This is a genomic window from Pseudorhodobacter antarcticus (assembly GCF_900110135.1).
GTDB classification, from domain to species: Bacteria; Pseudomonadota; Alphaproteobacteria; order Rhodobacterales; family Rhodobacteraceae; genus Pseudorhodobacter; species Pseudorhodobacter antarcticus.
On the sequence record NZ_FOCO01000003.1, the window covers coordinates 13,635 to 30,296 of the forward strand.

Here is a 16,662-nt window from a genome sequence, read left to right on the forward strand (position 1 = left end):
ACTGCCTTGAATTTTAGGGATTGGAAAAAGCCGCCCCCATTGGGACGGCTTTGGGATGCGTTAGACCAGATTTAGGCGATCAGCCAACCAGTTCAAGACCGGAGAAGTAGAAGGAGATTTCGCGCGCCGCAGCTTCTGGGCTGTCGGAACCGTGGACGGAGTTTTCACCGACGGAGAGGGCGAAATCCTTGCGGATGGTGCCATCTGCCGCGTTTGCGGGGTTGGTGGCACCCATCACTTCGCGGTTTTTTAAAATGGCACCTTCACCTTCCAGCACTTGCACGATGATCGGGGCGGAACACATGAATTCGCACAGTTCGCCATAGAACGGGCGTTCTGCGTGTTCTGCGTAAAACGCGCCAGCTTGGGCTTGGCTCAGGTGGATGCGCTTTTGGGCGACGATGCGCAGGCCAGCCTCTTCGAACTTGGCATTGATTTTGCCGGTCAGGTTGCGGTTGGTGGCGTCGGGTTTGATCATCGACAGGGTGCGTTCAACGGCCATTGTACTACTCACTTTGAAATTGGGTGTTTGTGGCGGCCTGCTATCACGGGCGGGCGGGGTTGAAAAGCCCACGTGGACGCCCACGCTAACGGTTGACGCCGCGCGCCACATCGGGCAAGGCAAGCGCCATGTTACGCATCAATGATATCAGCTATTCCGTCGAAGGTCGCCCGTTGTTGGTGAACGCTTCTGCCACGATACCCACAGGCCACAAGGTGGGTCTGGTTGGACGCAATGGGGCGGGTAAAACCACCCTGTTCCGCCTGATCCGGTCCGAATTGGCGCTGGAGGGGGGGGATATTTCCATGCCCGCCCGGTCGCGCATCGGCGGCGTGGCGCAAGAGGTGCCATCGTCATCGACCACGCTGTTGCAGACGGTGTTGGAGGCCGACACCGAGCGTGAGGCCTTGATGAAAGAGGCCGATACCGCCACCGACCCGCACCGCATTGCCGAAGTGCAAGCGCGTTTGACCGATATTGATGCCTGGTCTGCCGAAGGGCGCGCGGCATCGATTTTGAAGGGGCTTGGGTTTGATGCCGAAGCGCAGCTGCGCCCCTGTTCGGATTTTTCGGGCGGCTGGCGGATGCGCGTGGCGCTGGCGGGGGTGTTGTTTGCGCAGCCCGATTTCTTGCTGCTGGACGAACCGACCAACTATTTGGACCTTGAAGGTGCGTTGTGGCTGGAAAGTTATCTGGCGAAATACCCGCACACTGTGATCATCATTTCCCACGACCGTGGGCTGCTCAATCGCGCCGTGCAGGGAATTTTGCATCTGGACGAAAAAAAGCTGACCTATTGGTCTGGCCCTTACGATCAGTTTGCGCGCCAAATGGCGGAACGCCGAGCGGTGTTGCAGGCCGAAGCCAAGAAGCAAGAGGCGCGGCGGGCGCATTTGCAGTCGTTTGTGGACCGGTTCAAGGCGAAAGCCAGCAAAGCCGTGCAGGCGCAAAGCCGCGTGAAGATGCTGGAAAAGATGGAGACGATCACCCCGCCCGAAGAAGCGCGCAAGCAGGTGTTTACTTTCCCCGAACCCGAGGAATTGTCGCCCCCCATCATCAACATGGACGGGGTTGCCGTGGGCTATGATGGGCCGCCGATTTTGCGCAACTTGTCGCTGCGCATTGACCAAGATGACCGGATCGCGCTGCTGGGCCGCAATGGTGAGGGCAAATCGACACTGTCCAAGCTGCTGGCAGGCAAGTTGAAGCCGGCGCATGGCAAAATGACGCAAAGTAGCAAGCTGCGCATCGGCTATTTCGCGCAGCATCAGGTGGACGAATTGTTCATTGATGAAACCCCATTGCAGCATTTGCAGCGGATGCGGCCCGCCGAAGGGCAGCCGCGGTTGCGCGCACGATTGGCGGGTTTTGGGTTGCTGGCGGACCAAGCGGAAACGGTGGTGGGGCGTTTGTCGGGTGGGCAAAAGGCGCGCTTGTCGCTGTTGCTGGCCACGCTGGACGCACCGCATTTGTTGATTTTGGACGAACCGACAAACCACCTTGATATGGAAAGCCGTGAGGCGCTGGTGGAGGCGTTGACGACCTATTCCGGCGCGGTTGTGCTGGTGAGCCACGATATGCACCTGTTGGGGTTGGTTGCGGACCGGTTGTGGTTGGTCAAAGGCGGGGCTGTGATGCCTTATGGCGAAGATCTGGAGGCGTATCGCAAGCAATTGCTGGCAGGCGATGACAGTGCAAAGCCAGTGAAACCCGTTGAAAAGGTAAAAAAAGCCAGCCGCGAGGATGTAAGCCTGCTGCGCGCGGATGTGCGCAAATGCGAGGACCGCCTGACCAAGCTGAATGAGATGAGCGATAAGTTGGCGAAAAAGCTGGCAGACCCGGCCCTTTATGAACCCGCGCGCTTGGGCGAGATGGAAACTTGGCAAAAGAAATACGGCGAAGTGCGCGAAGCGCTGGACCGGGCCGAGGCGATGTGGCTGCGCGCGCAAGAAAAGCTGGAAGCGGCGGCCTGACGCCAGCCCTTGGGGTTGGCGTTTGCAGGTATTTGGACCAAGATGAAATCAAAGGGCGGTATTCGCCCGAAAGGACGCCGTTTTGGAAACTGCCTTTTTGATCACCGCTTTTGCCACCTTGTTTGTGGTCATTGACCCGCCGGGGTTGATCCCGATGTTTATCGCGCTGACACCCGGCATGACCGCCGAGCAACGCCGGGTGATTGGCGGGCGGGCGTGTGTGATTGCGATTTTCATTTTGACCATGTTTGGCCTACTGGGGGAAGCGGTTTTGAGCGTTATTGGCATTTCCATGTCGGCGTTTCGGATTGCGGGCGGGATTTTGCTGTTTTTGACAGCGCTGGACATGCTGTTTGAACGGCGCACCCAGCGGCGCGAAGGGCAGACCACCAATGCCGACCATGACCCCTCGGTGTTTCCCATTGCTATCCCCCTGATCGCGGGGCCGGGGGCGATTGCCACCATGATTTTGCTGGTGGGTGAGGCGGGCGGCACATGGCAAGGCACATTGACCGTGCATTTGGTGATGATTTTCGTGGTGTTTCTGGCGTTTTTGCTGTTTTTGATCGCGGGGCCGTTGGAACGCTTGCTGGGCCGGGTGGGCACTGTGGTGATCACGCGGTTGCTGGGGATGCTGCTGGCCGCGCTGTCGGTACAATTTGTGATTGATGGGATCAAGGGCACAGGCTTGATCGGGTAAAAGCGTCCCCATCTTGGGTTGATGACACGGGAAGGGTTGGCATGGACGGCGATATGATTGCGCGCTTGGGGTATTTGGGGCTGCTGATTGTGGCAGTTGGTGGGTATCTGTTGGTCGAATTTCGCGGGCGAATGGGGCAACTTGCGCGCGGCGTCATGTCTTGGGGCTTGATCTTTGTCGGGGTCATGGCCGGGTACGGGCTGTGGCAGGATATGGGCGGGCAGTATGTTGGCGGGCAAACTGTCACGGCGGATGCGGTCACCCTGCCCCGCGCAAATGACGGGCATTATTATGTGACGTTGGATATCGACGGCACGGATGTTGATTTCATGATTGATACCGGCGCGTCCAACGTGGTGTTGACGCGGGGCGATGCGCAGCGTTTGGGGATTGACCCGGCAGGGCTGGCCTATTTGGGCACGGCACAAACAGCGAATGGGTCTGTGCGGATTGCGCGGGTGATGTTGGAAAATGTGACGCTGGGCGGCTTTGTGGATGACGCCCTGCCCGCCTATGTCAATGAGGGCGAGATGTTTGGCTCTTTGCTGGGTATGGATTATCTGCGCCATTTCCGGGTGGAAATTGCCGATGGGCAGATGATTTTGCGCAGGTGATAGGGGATTTGGCGCACCCAGCACGATTCGAACGTGCGACCTCTGCCTTCGGAGGGCAGCACTCTATCCAGCTGAGCTATGGGTGCGTTGGGATTTAAGTACCCAAAGCGGGCGGCAGTTGCAACGTGTTATTTGCGGGTTGTTCCCGCGCGGGTCAGCCGAACAGCTCGTGGCAAAATTCCAGCGCGTCGACCAGTTTATCCGCCTCATCCGTGGTGTTGTACATCGCGAATGACGCGCGGCAGGTGGCCCCAACGCCCAAGTGATCCATCAAGGGCATCGCGCAATGGGTGCCCGCGCGCACGGCAATGCCGCGTTTGTCCAGAATGGTGGAAATGTCATGCGCATGCGCCGCCCCTTGCAGGGTAAAGCTGAAAATCGCACCTTTTGTGGTTGAATTTCCCTGCACATTCAACCAGTTCAGGCCCGCCAGACGGTCGTGGGTATAATCGCGCAACGCGCCTTCATGGGCTGAAATCGCGTCCATGCCGATGCCCATCATATAATCCAGCGCAACACCCATGCCGATTTGCTGGATGATGCCGGGGGTGCCCGCCTCAAACTTCATGGGGGCTGTGTTATAGGTCACGGTGTCGCGCGTCACCTCGCGGATCATATCGCCGCCGCCAAGGAAAGGGCGCATTTCATCCATGCGGTCGCGGTGAATATAGATCGCACCCGACCCGCTGGGACCATAGAGTTTATGCCCGGTGATTGCGTAAAAATCGCAGCCCATCGCGGTGACATCGACCGACATATGCACCGCCGCTTGCGACCCATCGACCAGCGTGGCCACACCGCGCGCGCGGGCCGCGTGGCAAATCGTGGCGACATCAACCACCGTACCCGTCACATTCGACATTTGCGTGATCGCCACCAGCCGCGTGCGCGGGCCAATCGCATCAATCACCGCCTGCGGGTCCAGATCGCCATTGGCATCACAATCGACCCATTTCAACACCACACCCATGCGTTCGCGCAGAAAATGCCACGGCACGATGTTGGCGTGGTGTTCCATGATGGACAAGACCACCTCATCCCCCGGCTGAAACCGGGGGGCGGCCCAAGCATAGGAGATTAGGTTAATCGCCTCGGTGGTGCCTGTGGTGAACACAATTTCATCCTCGGACCCCGCGTTCAGGAAGCGGGCGACCTTGCCGCGCACCGCCTCATATTTATCGGTCGCAAGGTTGGACAGATAGTGCAAGCCGCGGTGAACATTGGCATATTCTTGGGAATAGCCGATGTTCATCGCATCAATCACCACTTGGGGTTTTTGCGCCGATGCGCCGTTGTCCAGATACACCAGCGGGCGATCATTCACCTTGCGCGCCAAAATCGGAAAATCACCGCGGATTTTTGTGATGTCAAACATCAATCATACTCCTTCGCTTGGCACGCCGACCAACAAGGTGATCACGATGCTGAGCAAAAACACCGCGACAAAAGATGTGATCAACACGCCCAAAAATGTCATCGCCAGCGATTTGAACCCGTGCAACTGGGCGATAAAATTGGTCAACAGCCAGAAAAACGCGACCATCCCAGCGGTGCCCAGCACGCCAGCCAAAGGCGGCAAAATCGCGTCTGCCAGCAATTGGGCGATTTGGAAAAGCAACAAGATGAACTGCAACCACGCGACCAAAACCACAGCACCGTTCAGCGTGCCAGTGCCCCCACGCCACGCGCCGACCCGGTAAATGGCATGCACCGATACCAGCAACACCACCCATTGCAGCATCGCCGTGCGCACCGGGCCCCCAAACAGACCCGCCCACGCCTCCCGCGCCTCGGGCGGCAGGGAAGACAAGCTAAGATGCGTCAAAATGGTCGATGCAACCGCCATCAACAACAACGCCATCCACCCCACAAGCGGCGAAAAACCAAGCCGCAGCAGATGCGCCGCCCCCGCGCGGGGATCGCGCAAGGTTTCAAGTAACATCTGTTTCAAAAAGGCCGGGGTCAGGTCCATAGCTTAGCGTTCCGCTTCAATCAGGTTCAAAATCCAAAAACTCACGAACATAACACCTGTGATGATCGTGACCGAGGTCAAGCCCGGGCCGGGGCCAATCATGCCCGCAACCAAACCTTGCAGCAACATCAGCGGGCTAACCGTCACCAACGCCCAAAACAGCGCCAATCGCGCGCCGTAATGGTCGCCCTGCCCGCCCAGCAGTTTCGCAATCCAATGGCTGATCGCGGCCAGCGCGTACCACGCCGGGATCAAGGCCAAAATCCCCAGCGCAATCGCCAGCAATTGCGGTTCCAACGGGACCGCCGGGTTTTCAAAACTGGTGCGGCTGGCGCCCGGCCATTGCGCGATAAACGCCATGATCATAAAAGCCACCAGCAAGGCAAACACCCACGGCTCTGACCGTTCGCGCGCCAAATGCGATAGCATCATCACGCGGGGGCGGCGCCAAGCGGAAACTATGTCATTGGTAACAGGCACTTATTTTCCCTCATGCCGCGCCAGCCAATCTTCCATGCGCGCGCGCACATCCTCGGCCAGCGCCTCATCGTCGATTTCGGCAATCGCCTCGGCCAGAAAGGCCAGCACCAACAGGCTTTGCGCCGCACGTTTTGGCACGCCGCGCGATTGCAGGTAAAACAGCGCGTTTTCGTCAATCGCGCCCGAGGTGGAGCCGTGGCTGCAAATCACGTCATCGGCATAGATTTCCAGCTCTGGCTTGGCCAAAAACTGGCTGTCATCATCCAGCATCAACGCTTGGCTGATTTGATAACCATCGGTTTTCTGCGCGCCTTGTTTCACCAATATTTTGCCTTGAAACACGCCCACTGCACCGTTTTTCAGCACTTTTTTGAACACTTGGCGGCTTTCGCAGCGTTCCGCGTCATGCGTCACGAACACTGTGTCGTCATGGTGGAAATTCCCATCCCCCACCGCAGACCCGGCAATATGGGCCGTCGCATCATGGCCGGTAAATTCGATCACCGCCTCGTTGCGGGTCAAACGGCCGTTCATCGACAAAGTAAAGCTTTTGAACAGCGCATTTTGCGCAAGGCGCGCAAAAATATGGGTCAGCAGGTGCTTGCCATGCGCGCGCCCTTGGGGGCGGATGTGGTGCAGCGTGCCATTCGCGGCGATCTGCACTTCCATCACCACATTGCTGCGCGCCCCTGCGATTCCCGTTTCCAGCAGGGTCAACGCGGCCCCGTCTTCAACCTTCACGCAATGGTGTAACATCACATCCGAAGTGTTTGATGTTTGACGATAAGATATGTGCAACGGGCGCGGCGCTTTGCCCGTCACACGGATCAACAGCCCTTCTTGGGCGGCGGCAGTGTTCAGGGCCGCAAAAGGGCGCGGAACCGGGGTCTGGCCCACAGCCTCTAGGGTGCCATACAGCGGTTTCGCCCAATGCACATCTTGCGCATCTGCTTGCGACAACAGCGTAATTTCGACCTGCGCAAGGTCCAGCGGGTCCGAGGCGGCGGCATCAAAAACCCCGTCCACGAACACAATCCGCACTTTGTCCTTGCCCGTGAAAATCGGGGTTTCGGCGCGCAGCGCGTCAGACGGCTGCGGGGCGACCGCGTTCAAGGCTGCAGGGTCGGTATAGCGCCAATATTCATCGCGCTTGCCCGGCAGGCCCATATCCGACAGCCGCGCCAAGGCCGCACCGCGCGCCTGCGCCGACCAACCGCCCTTTGGCAAATCCAACCCAGCCAGCCGTGCGGCCAACGCGTCTTGTTTTGCTTGTTTTGCGTGCAGCTGTGCCATCAAACCGCCTCAGCCACGATATCGGCGTAACCGTTTTCCTCAACCTCCAGCGCCAACTCCGGCCCGCCGGTTTTGATGATGCGCCCATCGGCCATAATATGCACGAAATCAGGTTTGATATGGTCCAGAAGGCGTTGATAATGTGTGATAACCAGAAATGACCGCCCGGCACCCCGCAGCGCGTTCACGCCTTCCGACACCAGCTTCATCGCATCCACATCAAGGCCGCTGTCGGTTTCATCCAAGATGCACATCTTGGGTTCCAACATCGCCATTTGCAAAATTTCATTGCGCTTTTTCTCACCGCCCGAAAAGCCGACATTGACCGGACGCTTCAGCATCTCGGCGTCAATTTGCAACGCTTTCGCCTTTTCGCGGATCACTTTCAAAAACGCGCCCGCCGACAGTTCTTCCTCGCCGCGCGCTTTGCGCTGTGCGTTCACTGCGGTGCGCAAAAACGTCATATTACCCACGCCGGGAATTTCGACCGGATATTGAAACGCTAGGAACAACCCCGCCGCCGCGCGCGCCTCCGGCTCCATCTCCAGCAGCTCCACCCCTTCCAGCGTGGCAGAACCGTCCGTCACCACATACCCGCCCTTGCCCGACAGCACATAAGACAGCGTCGATTTACCCGACCCGTTCGGCCCCATAATCGCATGCACAGTGCCGGGCGCGATGGACAAGTCGACCCCTTTCAGGATCACTTTATCCTCTTCCTCAAGTTTAACGTGCAGGTTTTTGATCTCTAACATTTTATTCCCTTTCGTCTGCTCTAGGCCGCAGCCGTAATCAGATAATTCTTGTTTGTTTTATAGCGGACGAAAACCTGCGCCACATCGTAATGATGCGCCTTCACCCAGGCCAAAAACGCTGCATCATTGCGGGTGTCCACTTCGATCAGCATCACAGGCTTGTGCGCCGCTACCGTTTCCTCCAACCCCGCAAGCACCTCAATCTCCATGCCTTCCACGTCGATCTTGATCATATTGGGGACCAGCCCCGCCAAAATATCATCGCCGCGTTGCACGTTGATATCACCTTCGCCGGGTAACATCTTGGCCGCACCCACATTTTTGGTCCGCACTTCCATTGCAAAACCACCCGCCGCCCGGTCGGATGCGCCAATGCCAAGGCCGCGCAGATCAAACGTTCCCACCAGCCCATTCGCCACGATATTGGCAAGCAGCAGCGTGTACGACACCGGGTTCGGCTCCACCGGAACCACCTTTGCAGCGTGCAAAAACAACGCCGCGAACAAGCTGTGATTGCCCACATTCGCGCCAATATCCACAAAAACCCCACCTTTGGGGAAATAGGGCCGCAGCGCGCGCAAATCCTTGGCTTCGTAAAACTGCCCGGTTTGGTGGTTGCGCAAGATCGGATCGGGCACATCGCGGGTGCAAAACACCACCGCGCGGCCCCATTGCACCGACCGCGTCAGGCCCAGCGGCGGGAACGTCACCACCCCCGCCCCCAGCCCCGCGCGGGCCGCGTCCAAATCAATCGGCACGAACGCAGACATCAGCCAACGGACCCTTCCAAGGATATCGCAACCAGCGCTTGCGCTTCCATCGCGAATTCCATCGGCAAAGATTGCAGCACCTCTTTGCAAAACCCGTTCACAACCAGCGCCACGGCCTCTTCCTCATCCATCCCGCGCGACCGGCAATAAAACAGCTGGTCATCATCGACTTTGCTGGTTGTCGCCTCATGCTCCACGCGGCTGGAATTGTTTTTAACTTCAATATAAGGCACGGTATGCGCACCACAATTGCTGCCAATCAGCAAGCTGTCGCATTGGGTATAATTGCGCGAATCCAATGCTTTGGGGTGCATTGTTACCAACCCACGATAAGTATTCTGCGCCCGCCCCGCCGAAATCCCCTTGGACACGATGCGCGACTTGGTGCGCTTGCCCAAATGGATCATCTTGGTGCCCGTATCGGCCTGCTGGGCGTTGTTCGCAATCGCGATCGAATAAAATTCACCCTGACTGTCATCGCCGCGCAAAATGCAGGATGGGTATTTCCACGTAATTGCCGACCCAGTTTCAACTTGTGTCCACATCACCTTTGCCCGGTCGCCCCGGCAATCCGCGCGCTTTGTCACAAAGTTGTAAATCCCACCCACGCCATTTTCATCGCCCGGATACCAGTTTTGCACGGTGGAATATTTCACCTCCGCGTCCTCCATAATCACAATTTCGACCACGGCCGCGTGCAGCTGGTTGGTGTCGCGTTTCGGCGCGGTACACCCTTCCAGATAGCTCACATAGGCGCCCTTGTCGCAAATGATCAGCGTACGCTCAAACTGTCCGGTGTTTTCGGCATTGATGCGGAAATAGGTCGACAACTCCATCGGGCAGCGCGTGCCGGGCGGAATGTAAACGAACGACCCATCCGAAAATACCGCCGAATTCAACGTCGCAAAATAGTTGTCCGTCTGTGGCACCACCGACCCGATATATTTGCGCACCAACTCTGGATGCTCGCGCAACGCCTCGGAAATCGAACAAAAAATCACGCCCGCGCGCAACAATTCGGCCTGAAACGTGGTGCCCAGTGACACAGAGTCAAACACCGCATCCACGGCCACTTTGCGCCCATCGGCGGGCGCGCCCTCTGCCCCTTCAATCCCGGCCAGGATCATCTGCTCGCGCAGCGGAATCCCCAATTTCTCATATGTTGCCAATAGCTTAGGGTCCACCTCGTCCAGCGACTTCGGCTTGCCCTCCATGCTCTTGGGCGACGCGTAATAGTAGATATCTTGATAATCAATCTTGGGATAGCTGACCATCGCCCAGTCCGGCTCTTCCATTTCCTTCCAGCGCGCAAAGGCCGCCAAACGCCATTCCAGCATCCACTCCGGCTCGCCGTTTTTGCCCGAAATCAAGCGCACAATATCCTCATTCACGCCTTTGGGCGCGAAATCCATCTCAATCTCAGTCTCCCAGCCGTATTTATACTTGCCGGCCATCGCGTTCACGGTTTCCACGGTTTCGCGGTCCACGCCGTCGCGCACTTCGATATCAAGCTGTGTCATATCGCAAACTCCTTTTTCGGGCGTCAAACCCGCAATCCTTTCAAGCGTGCCGCGCGCGGTGCTTGTTATACTGTTTCGCCCAAATATCCGCAAACCGCAGCACTTGGTCCTCCGTCACCCCCGGCCCGATAGAAATGCGTACCGCTTGCGCGGCCAATTCCTCCTCAAACCCCATCGCACGCAACACGCGGCTGGCCCGCACCTTGCCCGATGAACACGCAGACCCTGCCGACACCGCGAACCCCGCAAGGTCCATCTGCATCACTTGCGTCTCGCCTTTCCACCCCGGCGCAATGAGGCACAGGGTGTTGGGCAAGCGCGCAGCGCCTTTCCCGACAAAAATAGTATCATTTGTCTGGGCAGACAATGCCTTTTCTAGAATATTTCTAAGTTGGGCCACTTCTTCCCAAATTCCATTGGCCAAATCGCGGGCTGCTGCCTCTGCCGCCGCCCCAAATCCCGCGATGCCAATGATGTTTTCGGTGCCTGCACGCCGCCCCATTTCTTGGCCGCCGCCCTTAATCTGCACCGCCAAATCCACACCGGGGCGCAGCGCCACCGCCCCAATCCCTTTGGGCCCACCCAGCTTATGCGCCGATACCAACCCCGCATCGCACTCCAGCCAATTGAACGAAAACGCCACCTTGCCAAAGGCTTGGGTTAAATCCGCGACCGCCACCCCTTGGGCCAATTCCTGCATCACCCCGGTTTCCGAATTGGCCAGCTGCACGGCCGCACACCCCGGCTCAGGCACCGCCACCGCGCCCAACGCGTCCACGCCCAAATCCGCCACACACCACGCGCTCACCGCGTCATGCTCCACATCCGAACAATGCAACCCCCGCCCCGCACAAGCCAGCGCAGCACCTTCGGTGGCCGATCCCACAAACACAATATCCGCGCCTTGCGCGCCCAACGCCTGCGCCACCTGCCCCCGCGCGCGCTCCAAAACCGCCTTGGCCCCGCGTCCTTCGGCATGCACAGATGATGGATTGCCCACCACATCCATCGCCGCGATCATCGCCAAACGCGCCTCAACCCGCAGCGGCGTGGTCGCATTCCAATCCAAATAAACCCGCTCCACCGCGCCTTTTTCCTTTTTCTGTTCTGAAATATCCCGGGGGGAATTGGCCGCAAGGCCAAGGGGGGCAGCGCCCCCGCGTCCCTAGTCCTCATCCACCACGCGAAACAGCGCAGGCACGGCGGGGCACGGCTGCATCTCGTTGCGGATCACATCCGACAATCGCGCTTGGTGCAAAAACACATAAACATGCGCCGACAGCCCTTCCCACAACCGATTGCTCAACGATTGCGCCCGGCTGCCCGACACGCCCCCCGATGCGCCCGCACCCGAATGCATCGCGCTCACCGTCTCTTCCACCGCTTCCAAAATCTCGCTGATCCGCACCTCCGCCGGGGGCCGCGCCAACCGATACCCCCCGCCGGGTCCGCGCACCGCCTTCACCAACCCCGCCCGGCGCAGCTTCACAAACAACTGCTCCAAATAGGGCAAGGAAATATCTTGCCGCTTGGAAATCTCGGACAGCGACACCAACTCCTCGCCGCCCGATTTGCCCTGCGCCAGCGCCAAATCCGTCAGCGCCACCATCGCATAGCGCCCTTTGGTCGAAAGTTTCATGCCCCATCCCCGCCAATTGCCCAAAAACACTGCACATTCGCACAGCATTTCCACCATACGCATTGACCTGCACCACCGTCGCGCTTAACTCAAGCCGAACCGCAGGCGTGGCAACAGGCCTGTTTTGAACCGTTCTAAATATGCGCACCCGCTTTGTCCACCAAAGCCGCCGCAGGAAAGTGACAAGGCCACGATGCCCGAAGTGATTTTTGCCGGCCCCGAAGGCCGCCTCGAAGGCCGCTACCACCCCCAAAAGGAACGCGACGCCCCCATCGCCATCGTGCTGCACCCGCATCCGCAATTTGGCGGCACCATGAACAACAAGGTCGTCTACAACCTGCATTACGCATTTTACAACATGGGCTTTACCGTGCTGCGCTTCAACTTTCGCGGTGTGGGCCGGTCCCAGGGCGAATATGATCAGGGCATTGGCGAGTTGAGCGATGCGGCATCCGCACTCGATTATCTACAATCCATGAACCAAAACTCCAAACATTGCTGGGTCGCGGGCTTTTCCTTCGGCGCTTGGATCGGCATGCAACTGCTGATGCGCCGCCCCGAAATCACGGGCTTTATTTCGGTCGCCCCGCCCGCCAATATGTACGACTTTTCGTTCCTCGCGCCCTGCCCCTCCTCGGGCCTTGTGATCAACGGCACCGCCGACAAAGTCGCCCCGCCAAAAGATACCGTGAACCTCGTGAACAAACTGCATGAGCAAAAGGGCATCACCGTGACCCACACCCAGATCGAAGGGGCCGACCATTTCTTCAAAGATGAAGTGTCGCACATGACCCCGATGATCGACACCGTCACTGGCTACGTCCGCCGCCGCATCACGGAACAAACCAGATGAATGTGGTAGAGGAGCTGGGCGATGCGTTGGCCAAATCGACGCTAGAAGCGATGGAAACCATTGATGATGATCGCTTTTATGAAAAGGTTAGCCGGGTGGTGGGCGCATCGTCCCCCACCTTGCAAGAGGCGTTTTTGACAGCGGTGCGCGTGCGCATGGCCGAACGCCGGGGCCGCGAATTTCTGGCCAAGGCGCTGGCCGCAGCCCAAACAGGTGCCGCAGCCCCCGACGCGCCCAAAGATTATGAAACGGGTGGCCACTAACGGTGCTAGATGCCCAATTCGCCTTCCTGAACACCGCAGACCGCCTGAAATCCGTCTTGCGCGCCAACGACCTGTTGGACGGCACGCGGCCTGAAAACAGCGCCGAACATTCTTGGCACGTTGCCCTGTGGGCGCTGGTGTTTGCGCATGACGCGCCCAACGGCGCCGACATTCCCCGCGCCATCACCATGCTTTTGCTGCACGATCTGGTTGAAATTGATGCGGGCGATCACCCTATCCATTTGCCCAACCCCGGCCAATCGCTGGCCGAGGCGCGCGCGGCCAAACGCCTCTTTGGCCTGCTGCCGCCCGCGCTCACCACCCTCACCTCCGATCTGTGGGCGGAATTTGAGGCGGGCGTGACCCCCACCGCCCGCTATGCCAAACAAATCGACCATGCCCAGCCGATGTTTCAGGCCCTTTGCGCCGCCACACCGCGCCCCGATCATGTGCAAATCGTGCGCGACAATCTCGCCACGGGCCGCGCGCGCGACATGGCCACCCGCTGGCCCGCAGCCCATGCCGCAGCCCTCATGCGGCTTGATAACATCCGCCCAGAACCCTCTGATTTTGAACGCACCCTTGATTTTCTGAACCAAGCCGATCAGCTTAAATCAGTGAACCGCGCCACCACGCTGTGCGACGGCTCCCGCTTTGAAAACTCTGCCGAACATTCATGGCACATCGCCCTTTACGCCCTGATCCTCGCCGATCAAGCAGGCGCAAACGTCGACATCGCACACGTCATTCAAATGCTGTTGCTGCATGATCTGGTGGAAATCGACGTGGGCGATGTGCCAATCCATTCCGCAGGCGGCACCGCGCACAGCTCCGCCGATACACTCGCGGCCGAAGCAATTGCCGCAAAACGCATATTTTCCCTTTTTCCCAACCCTTTGGGCGACACTCTTCATGCCTTGTGGCAAGAGTTTGAGGGCAATCAAACCCCCAGCGCCCAATTTGCCAAATCACTGGACCGCGTGCAACCCGTGATGCAAAACATCCAATCGGGCGGCGGGTCGTGGATTGAATATAACGTCACATTTGCGCAACTCGAATCCCGCGTTGGCGATAAAATCGCGCGCGGTGCGCCCCAGCTTTGGCCCTATATCCGCGCCCGCGCCTTGCCGTTCTTCAAATAGATCAAACGGTATACAATCGCATACCGCATCTTTCCAAACCTGCAAAAACCCGCTAAACCCGCGCCAAACCGAACCCATAAAAAGGCGTGACACATGACTAAGATCAAAGTCGCAAATCCCGTGGTCGAACTCGACGGCGATGAAATGACCCGCATCATCTGGGATTTCATCAAACAAAAACTGATCCTGCCACATCTTGATATTGATCTGAAATATTACGATTTGGGCATGGAAAGCCGCGATGCGACCGATGACCAAATCACCATTGACGCGGCCCATGCCATCCAAAAATACGGCGTCGGCATTAAATGCGCGACCATCACCCCCGATGAAGCGCGGGTGGAGGAGTTTGGCCTAAAACAGATGTGGCGCTCGCCCAATGGCACCATCCGCAACATTCTGGGCGGCGTTATTTTCCGCGAACCGATTATTTGCAAAAACGTGCCGCGCCTTGTGCCGGGCTGGACCCAACCGATCGTCGTGGGCCGCCACGCGTTCGGCGACCAGTACCGCGCCACCGATTTCCGCTTTCCGGGGCCGGGCAAGTTGACAATCAAATTCGTCGGCACTGATGGCGAAGTCATTGAACGCGAAGTGTTTGATGCCCCTTCCGCCGGCGTCACCATGGCGATGTACAACCTTGATGACAGCATCATGGATTTCGCCCGCGCCAGCCTGAACTATGGCCTAACCAAAGGTTGGCCGGTGTATCTGTCCACCAAAAACACCATCCTCAAGGCCTATGATGGCCGCTTCAAGGATTTGTTCCAACAGGTTTATGACACGGAATTTGCTGATAAATTCGACGCGGCGGGCATCACCTACCAGCACCGTTTGATCGATGATATGGTGGCATCGGCGATGAAATGGTCTGGCGGTTACGTTTGGGCCTGCAAAAACTATGACGGCGATGTGCAGTCCGATACCGTGGCCCAAGGGTTCGGCTCGCTTGGCCTGATGACCTCCATCCTCATGTCGCCCGATGGCCAAGTGGTGGAGGCGGAGGCCGCGCACGGCACCGTCACCCGCCATTACCGCCAACATCAGGCAGGCAAAGAAACCTCCACCAATTCCATAGCGTCCATTTTTGCGTGGACAGGCGGCCTGAAACACCGCGCCAAACTGGACAATAACGCAGAATTGGCGCAATTCGCCGCCACCTTGGAACAGGTTACCGTGCAATGTGTGGAGGATGGTCACATGACCAAAGACCTTGCGCTGCTGGTTGGTCCCGATCAAAAATGGCTAACCACGATCGGATATCTGGAAAAAGTGGCGCAATATCTCGACAAGGCGATGAAACCCTAACCAATTCGTCTTGGCTTAAATACCTAACGCTGGGGGGCACAAAGCCCCCCCGGCGCGCGCGCCTTAAACCGCCACCCGGAATAAAAAGTCATTGCGCGCCAACCGCTCGGCGGCATAGCCAAACCCAGCCAAATACGCCGCAGTCTCGTCAAACGCTGCGTCTTTTTGCAGCAATTCGACCCAAATCGCCGGGTGGCGCGCCGCGAGTATCCCCGCCGCCCCTTGCAAAACCGGGATTTGCATCCCCTCCACGTCAATCTTGATCAGGTCCAGCGCCGCCACCTCTGTAGCACTCAAAACCGCGTCCAAAGCCAGCATCGGCACCGTGCCCGCAGCATCTGCGACAAAGGATGTGCCACCCAAATTGCGCACATTGAACGCCGCCAGCGCCCCCATCCCCGCCTGCGCCCCCACCAAAGCGTTATGCGCCACCACGCGGTCGCCCAACCCGTTCAGCGCGATATTGGCCTGCAAAACCGCGTGGCAATGGCGCTGCGGCTCGAACGCAATCACCTGCCCCGCCCCCATCATAACGCCAAAATAAACAGTATGATTGCCAATATTCGCGCCCACATCACAAACCACCGACCCCGGCCCCACAATCCCCAACGCCTGCACGCGCGCCAAAATCTTGGCCTCATAAAACCCGCGGGTCTGCAAAATCACGCCTTGCACAAAGTCATCCACCGCGTCCGGCAGGCTCATCGCGATCCGCGCCATGCCCCCCGCGTTGAACCGCAAAATATGCCCATCCTCCAGCAACGCGACCCGGCTTAAATGCACCTGCTGCGTCATCACCCGCAGCAATTGCCCCATCACCTCGCGCGCGCCACCCGCATCCTCGACTGGCATTTTCGCCATAAATCCATCCTCAACTG

18 protein-coding genes and 1 tRNA gene are annotated in these 16,662 nt (G+C 58.4%); 7 read left to right on the forward strand and 12 right to left on the reverse strand.

The window, feature by feature from the left end; genetic code table 11:
* Positions 1–79: 79 nt before the first annotated feature.
* On the reverse strand, positions 80–502 hold the full coding sequence (gene ndk / locus BMY36_RS01870; RefSeq protein WP_050520278.1) for a nucleoside-diphosphate kinase: 423 nt from the start codon (positions 500–502) through the stop codon (positions 80–82).
* A gap of 128 nt (positions 503–630) precedes the next feature.
* On the opposite strand from ndk, the gene BMY36_RS01875 reads away from it, so the two are divergent.
* From BMY36_RS01875 to BMY36_RS01885, 3 genes are all read left to right on the forward strand, one after another.
* Positions 631–2,475, forward strand: coding sequence for an ABC-F family ATP-binding cassette domain-containing protein (locus BMY36_RS01875; protein ID WP_050520311.1), 1,845 nt, complete (start codon positions 631–633; stop codon positions 2,473–2,475).
* Positions 2,476–2,557: 82 nt separating this feature from the next.
* Complete coding sequence (locus BMY36_RS01880) at positions 2,558–3,175, forward strand: MarC family protein (protein WP_050520277.1); 618 nt, start codon at positions 2,558–2,560, stop codon at positions 3,173–3,175.
* Positions 3,176–3,216: 41 nt separating this feature from the next.
* Complete coding sequence (locus tag BMY36_RS01885) at positions 3,217–3,789, forward strand: retropepsin-like aspartic protease family protein (RefSeq protein ID WP_050520276.1); 573 nt, start codon at positions 3,217–3,219, stop codon at positions 3,787–3,789.
* 9 nt (positions 3,790–3,798) lie between these two features.
* On the opposite strand, the gene BMY36_RS01890 is transcribed toward BMY36_RS01885, so the two are convergent.
* From BMY36_RS01890 to iscR, 10 genes are all read right to left on the reverse strand, one after another.
* A tRNA-Arg gene (locus BMY36_RS01890) sits at positions 3,799–3,875 on the reverse strand.
* Positions 3,876–3,943: 68 nt separating this feature from the next.
* Entirely contained in the window at positions 3,944–5,164 is a 1,221-nt protein-coding gene (locus tag BMY36_RS01895) for a cysteine desulfurase (RefSeq protein WP_050520275.1), read from the reverse strand.
* A 3-nt stretch (positions 5,165–5,167) separates the two neighbouring features.
* Positions 5,168–5,731, reverse strand: coding sequence for a Yip1 family protein (locus BMY36_RS01900; RefSeq protein ID WP_175469232.1), 564 nt, complete (start codon positions 5,729–5,731; stop codon positions 5,168–5,170).
* A gap of 33 nt (positions 5,732–5,764) precedes the next feature.
* Entirely contained in the window at positions 5,765–6,193 is a 429-nt protein-coding gene (locus BMY36_RS01905) for a YIP1 family protein (protein WP_082224880.1), read from the reverse strand.
* A gap of 48 nt (positions 6,194–6,241) precedes the next feature.
* Entirely contained in the window at positions 6,242–7,534 is a 1,293-nt protein-coding gene (gene sufD, locus BMY36_RS01910) for a Fe-S cluster assembly protein SufD (protein WP_050520272.1), read from the reverse strand.
* Positions 7,534–8,289 (reverse strand): Fe-S cluster assembly ATPase SufC, encoded by a 756-nt coding sequence (gene sufC / locus BMY36_RS01915; protein WP_050520271.1) that lies wholly within the window; start codon positions 8,287–8,289, stop codon positions 7,534–7,536. The genes sufD and sufC overlap by 1 nt, the downstream gene beginning before the upstream one ends.
* A 20-nt stretch (positions 8,290–8,309) precedes the next feature.
* Positions 8,310–9,059: an FkbM family methyltransferase gene (locus tag BMY36_RS01920; protein ID WP_082224879.1), complete on the reverse strand. Its 750-nt coding sequence runs from the start codon at positions 9,057–9,059 to the stop codon at positions 8,310–8,312.
* Positions 9,059–10,579, reverse strand: coding sequence for a Fe-S cluster assembly protein SufB (sufB, locus tag BMY36_RS01925; RefSeq protein WP_050520270.1), 1,521 nt, complete (start codon positions 10,577–10,579; stop codon positions 9,059–9,061). Before sufB ends, BMY36_RS01920 begins: the two co-directional genes overlap by 1 nt.
* A gap of 40 nt (positions 10,580–10,619) precedes the next feature.
* Complete coding sequence (locus BMY36_RS01930; RefSeq protein ID WP_050520269.1) at positions 10,620–11,663, reverse strand: cysteine desulfurase family protein; 1,044 nt, start codon at positions 11,661–11,663, stop codon at positions 10,620–10,622.
* Between the two features lie 81 nt (positions 11,664–11,744).
* On the reverse strand, positions 11,745–12,218 hold the full coding sequence (iscR, locus tag BMY36_RS01935; RefSeq protein WP_050520309.1) for a Fe-S cluster assembly transcriptional regulator IscR: 474 nt from the start codon (positions 12,216–12,218) through the stop codon (positions 11,745–11,747).
* Between the two features lie 193 nt (positions 12,219–12,411).
* On the opposite strand from iscR, the gene BMY36_RS01940 reads away from it, so the two are divergent.
* The 4 genes from BMY36_RS01940 to BMY36_RS01955 all read left to right on the forward strand — a co-directional run bounded on the left by BMY36_RS01940 (position 12,412) and on the right by BMY36_RS01955 (position 15,784).
* A complete protein-coding gene (locus BMY36_RS01940; protein WP_050520268.1) occupies positions 12,412–13,071 on the forward strand; it encodes an alpha/beta hydrolase in 660 nt (219 codons plus the stop codon).
* The gene (locus BMY36_RS01945) at positions 13,068–13,334 is read left to right on the forward strand and encodes a hypothetical protein (protein WP_050520267.1); all 267 of its coding nucleotides are present in this window, start codon (positions 13,068–13,070) and stop codon (positions 13,332–13,334) included. The genes BMY36_RS01940 and BMY36_RS01945 overlap by 4 nt, the downstream gene beginning before the upstream one ends.
* Before the next feature lie 2 nt (positions 13,335–13,336).
* Complete coding sequence (locus BMY36_RS01950) at positions 13,337–14,476, forward strand: HD domain-containing protein (RefSeq protein WP_050520266.1); 1,140 nt, start codon at positions 13,337–13,339, stop codon at positions 14,474–14,476.
* A 93-nt stretch (positions 14,477–14,569) separates the two neighbouring features.
* Positions 14,570–15,784 carry an NADP-dependent isocitrate dehydrogenase gene (locus BMY36_RS01955; RefSeq protein WP_050520265.1) on the forward strand — a complete coding sequence of 405 codons (1,215 nt, stop codon included), beginning with the start codon at positions 14,570–14,572 and terminating at the stop codon, positions 15,782–15,784.
* A 63-nt stretch (positions 15,785–15,847) separates the two neighbouring features.
* On the opposite strand, the gene BMY36_RS01960 is transcribed toward BMY36_RS01955, so the two are convergent.
* Positions 15,848–16,645: an FkbM family methyltransferase gene (locus BMY36_RS01960; RefSeq protein WP_139193905.1), complete on the reverse strand. Its 798-nt coding sequence runs from the start codon at positions 16,643–16,645 to the stop codon at positions 15,848–15,850.
* Positions 16,646–16,662: the final 17 nt, after the last annotated feature.

Bases quoted from the DNA above. Each gene is read 5' to 3' on its own strand.
- ndk (WP_050520278.1), bottom strand. From the start codon at position 502: ATGGCCGTTGAACGCACCCTGTCGATGATCAAACCCGACGCCACCAAC.
- BMY36_RS01875 (WP_050520311.1), top strand. From the start codon at position 631: ATGTTACGCATCAATGATATCAGCTATTCCGTCGAAGGTCGCCCGTTG.
- BMY36_RS01885 (WP_050520276.1), top strand. From the start codon at position 3,217: ATGGACGGCGATATGATTGCGCGCTTGGGGTATTTGGGGCTGCTGATT.
- BMY36_RS01895 (WP_050520275.1), bottom strand. From the start codon at position 5,164: ATGTTTGACATCACAAAAATCCGCGGTGATTTTCCGATTTTGGCGCGC.
- BMY36_RS01900 (WP_175469232.1), bottom strand. From the start codon at position 5,731: ATGTTACTTGAAACCTTGCGCGATCCCCGCGCGGGGGCGGCGCATCTG.
- BMY36_RS01905 (WP_082224880.1), bottom strand. From the start codon at position 6,193: ATGATGCTATCGCATTTGGCGCGCGAACGGTCAGAGCCGTGGGTGTTT.
- sufD (WP_050520272.1), bottom strand. From the start codon at position 7,534: ATGGCACAGCTGCACGCAAAACAAGCAAAACAAGACGCGTTGGCCGCA.
- sufC (WP_050520271.1), bottom strand. From the start codon at position 8,289: ATGTTAGAGATCAAAAACCTGCACGTTAAACTTGAGGAAGAGGATAAA.
- BMY36_RS01920 (WP_082224879.1), bottom strand. From the start codon at position 9,059: ATGTCTGCGTTCGTGCCGATTGATTTGGACGCGGCCCGCGCGGGGCTG.
- sufB (WP_050520270.1), bottom strand. From the start codon at position 10,579: ATGACACAGCTTGATATCGAAGTGCGCGACGGCGTGGACCGCGAAACC.
- iscR (WP_050520309.1), bottom strand. From the start codon at position 12,218: ATGAAACTTTCGACCAAAGGGCGCTATGCGATGGTGGCGCTGACGGAT.
- BMY36_RS01940 (WP_050520268.1), top strand. From the start codon at position 12,412: ATGCCCGAAGTGATTTTTGCCGGCCCCGAAGGCCGCCTCGAAGGCCGC.
- BMY36_RS01945 (WP_050520267.1), top strand. From the start codon at position 13,068: ATGAATGTGGTAGAGGAGCTGGGCGATGCGTTGGCCAAATCGACGCTA.
- BMY36_RS01955 (WP_050520265.1), top strand. From the start codon at position 14,570: ATGACTAAGATCAAAGTCGCAAATCCCGTGGTCGAACTCGACGGCGAT.
- BMY36_RS01960 (WP_139193905.1), bottom strand. From the start codon at position 16,645: ATGGCGAAAATGCCAGTCGAGGATGCGGGTGGCGCGCGCGAGGTGATG.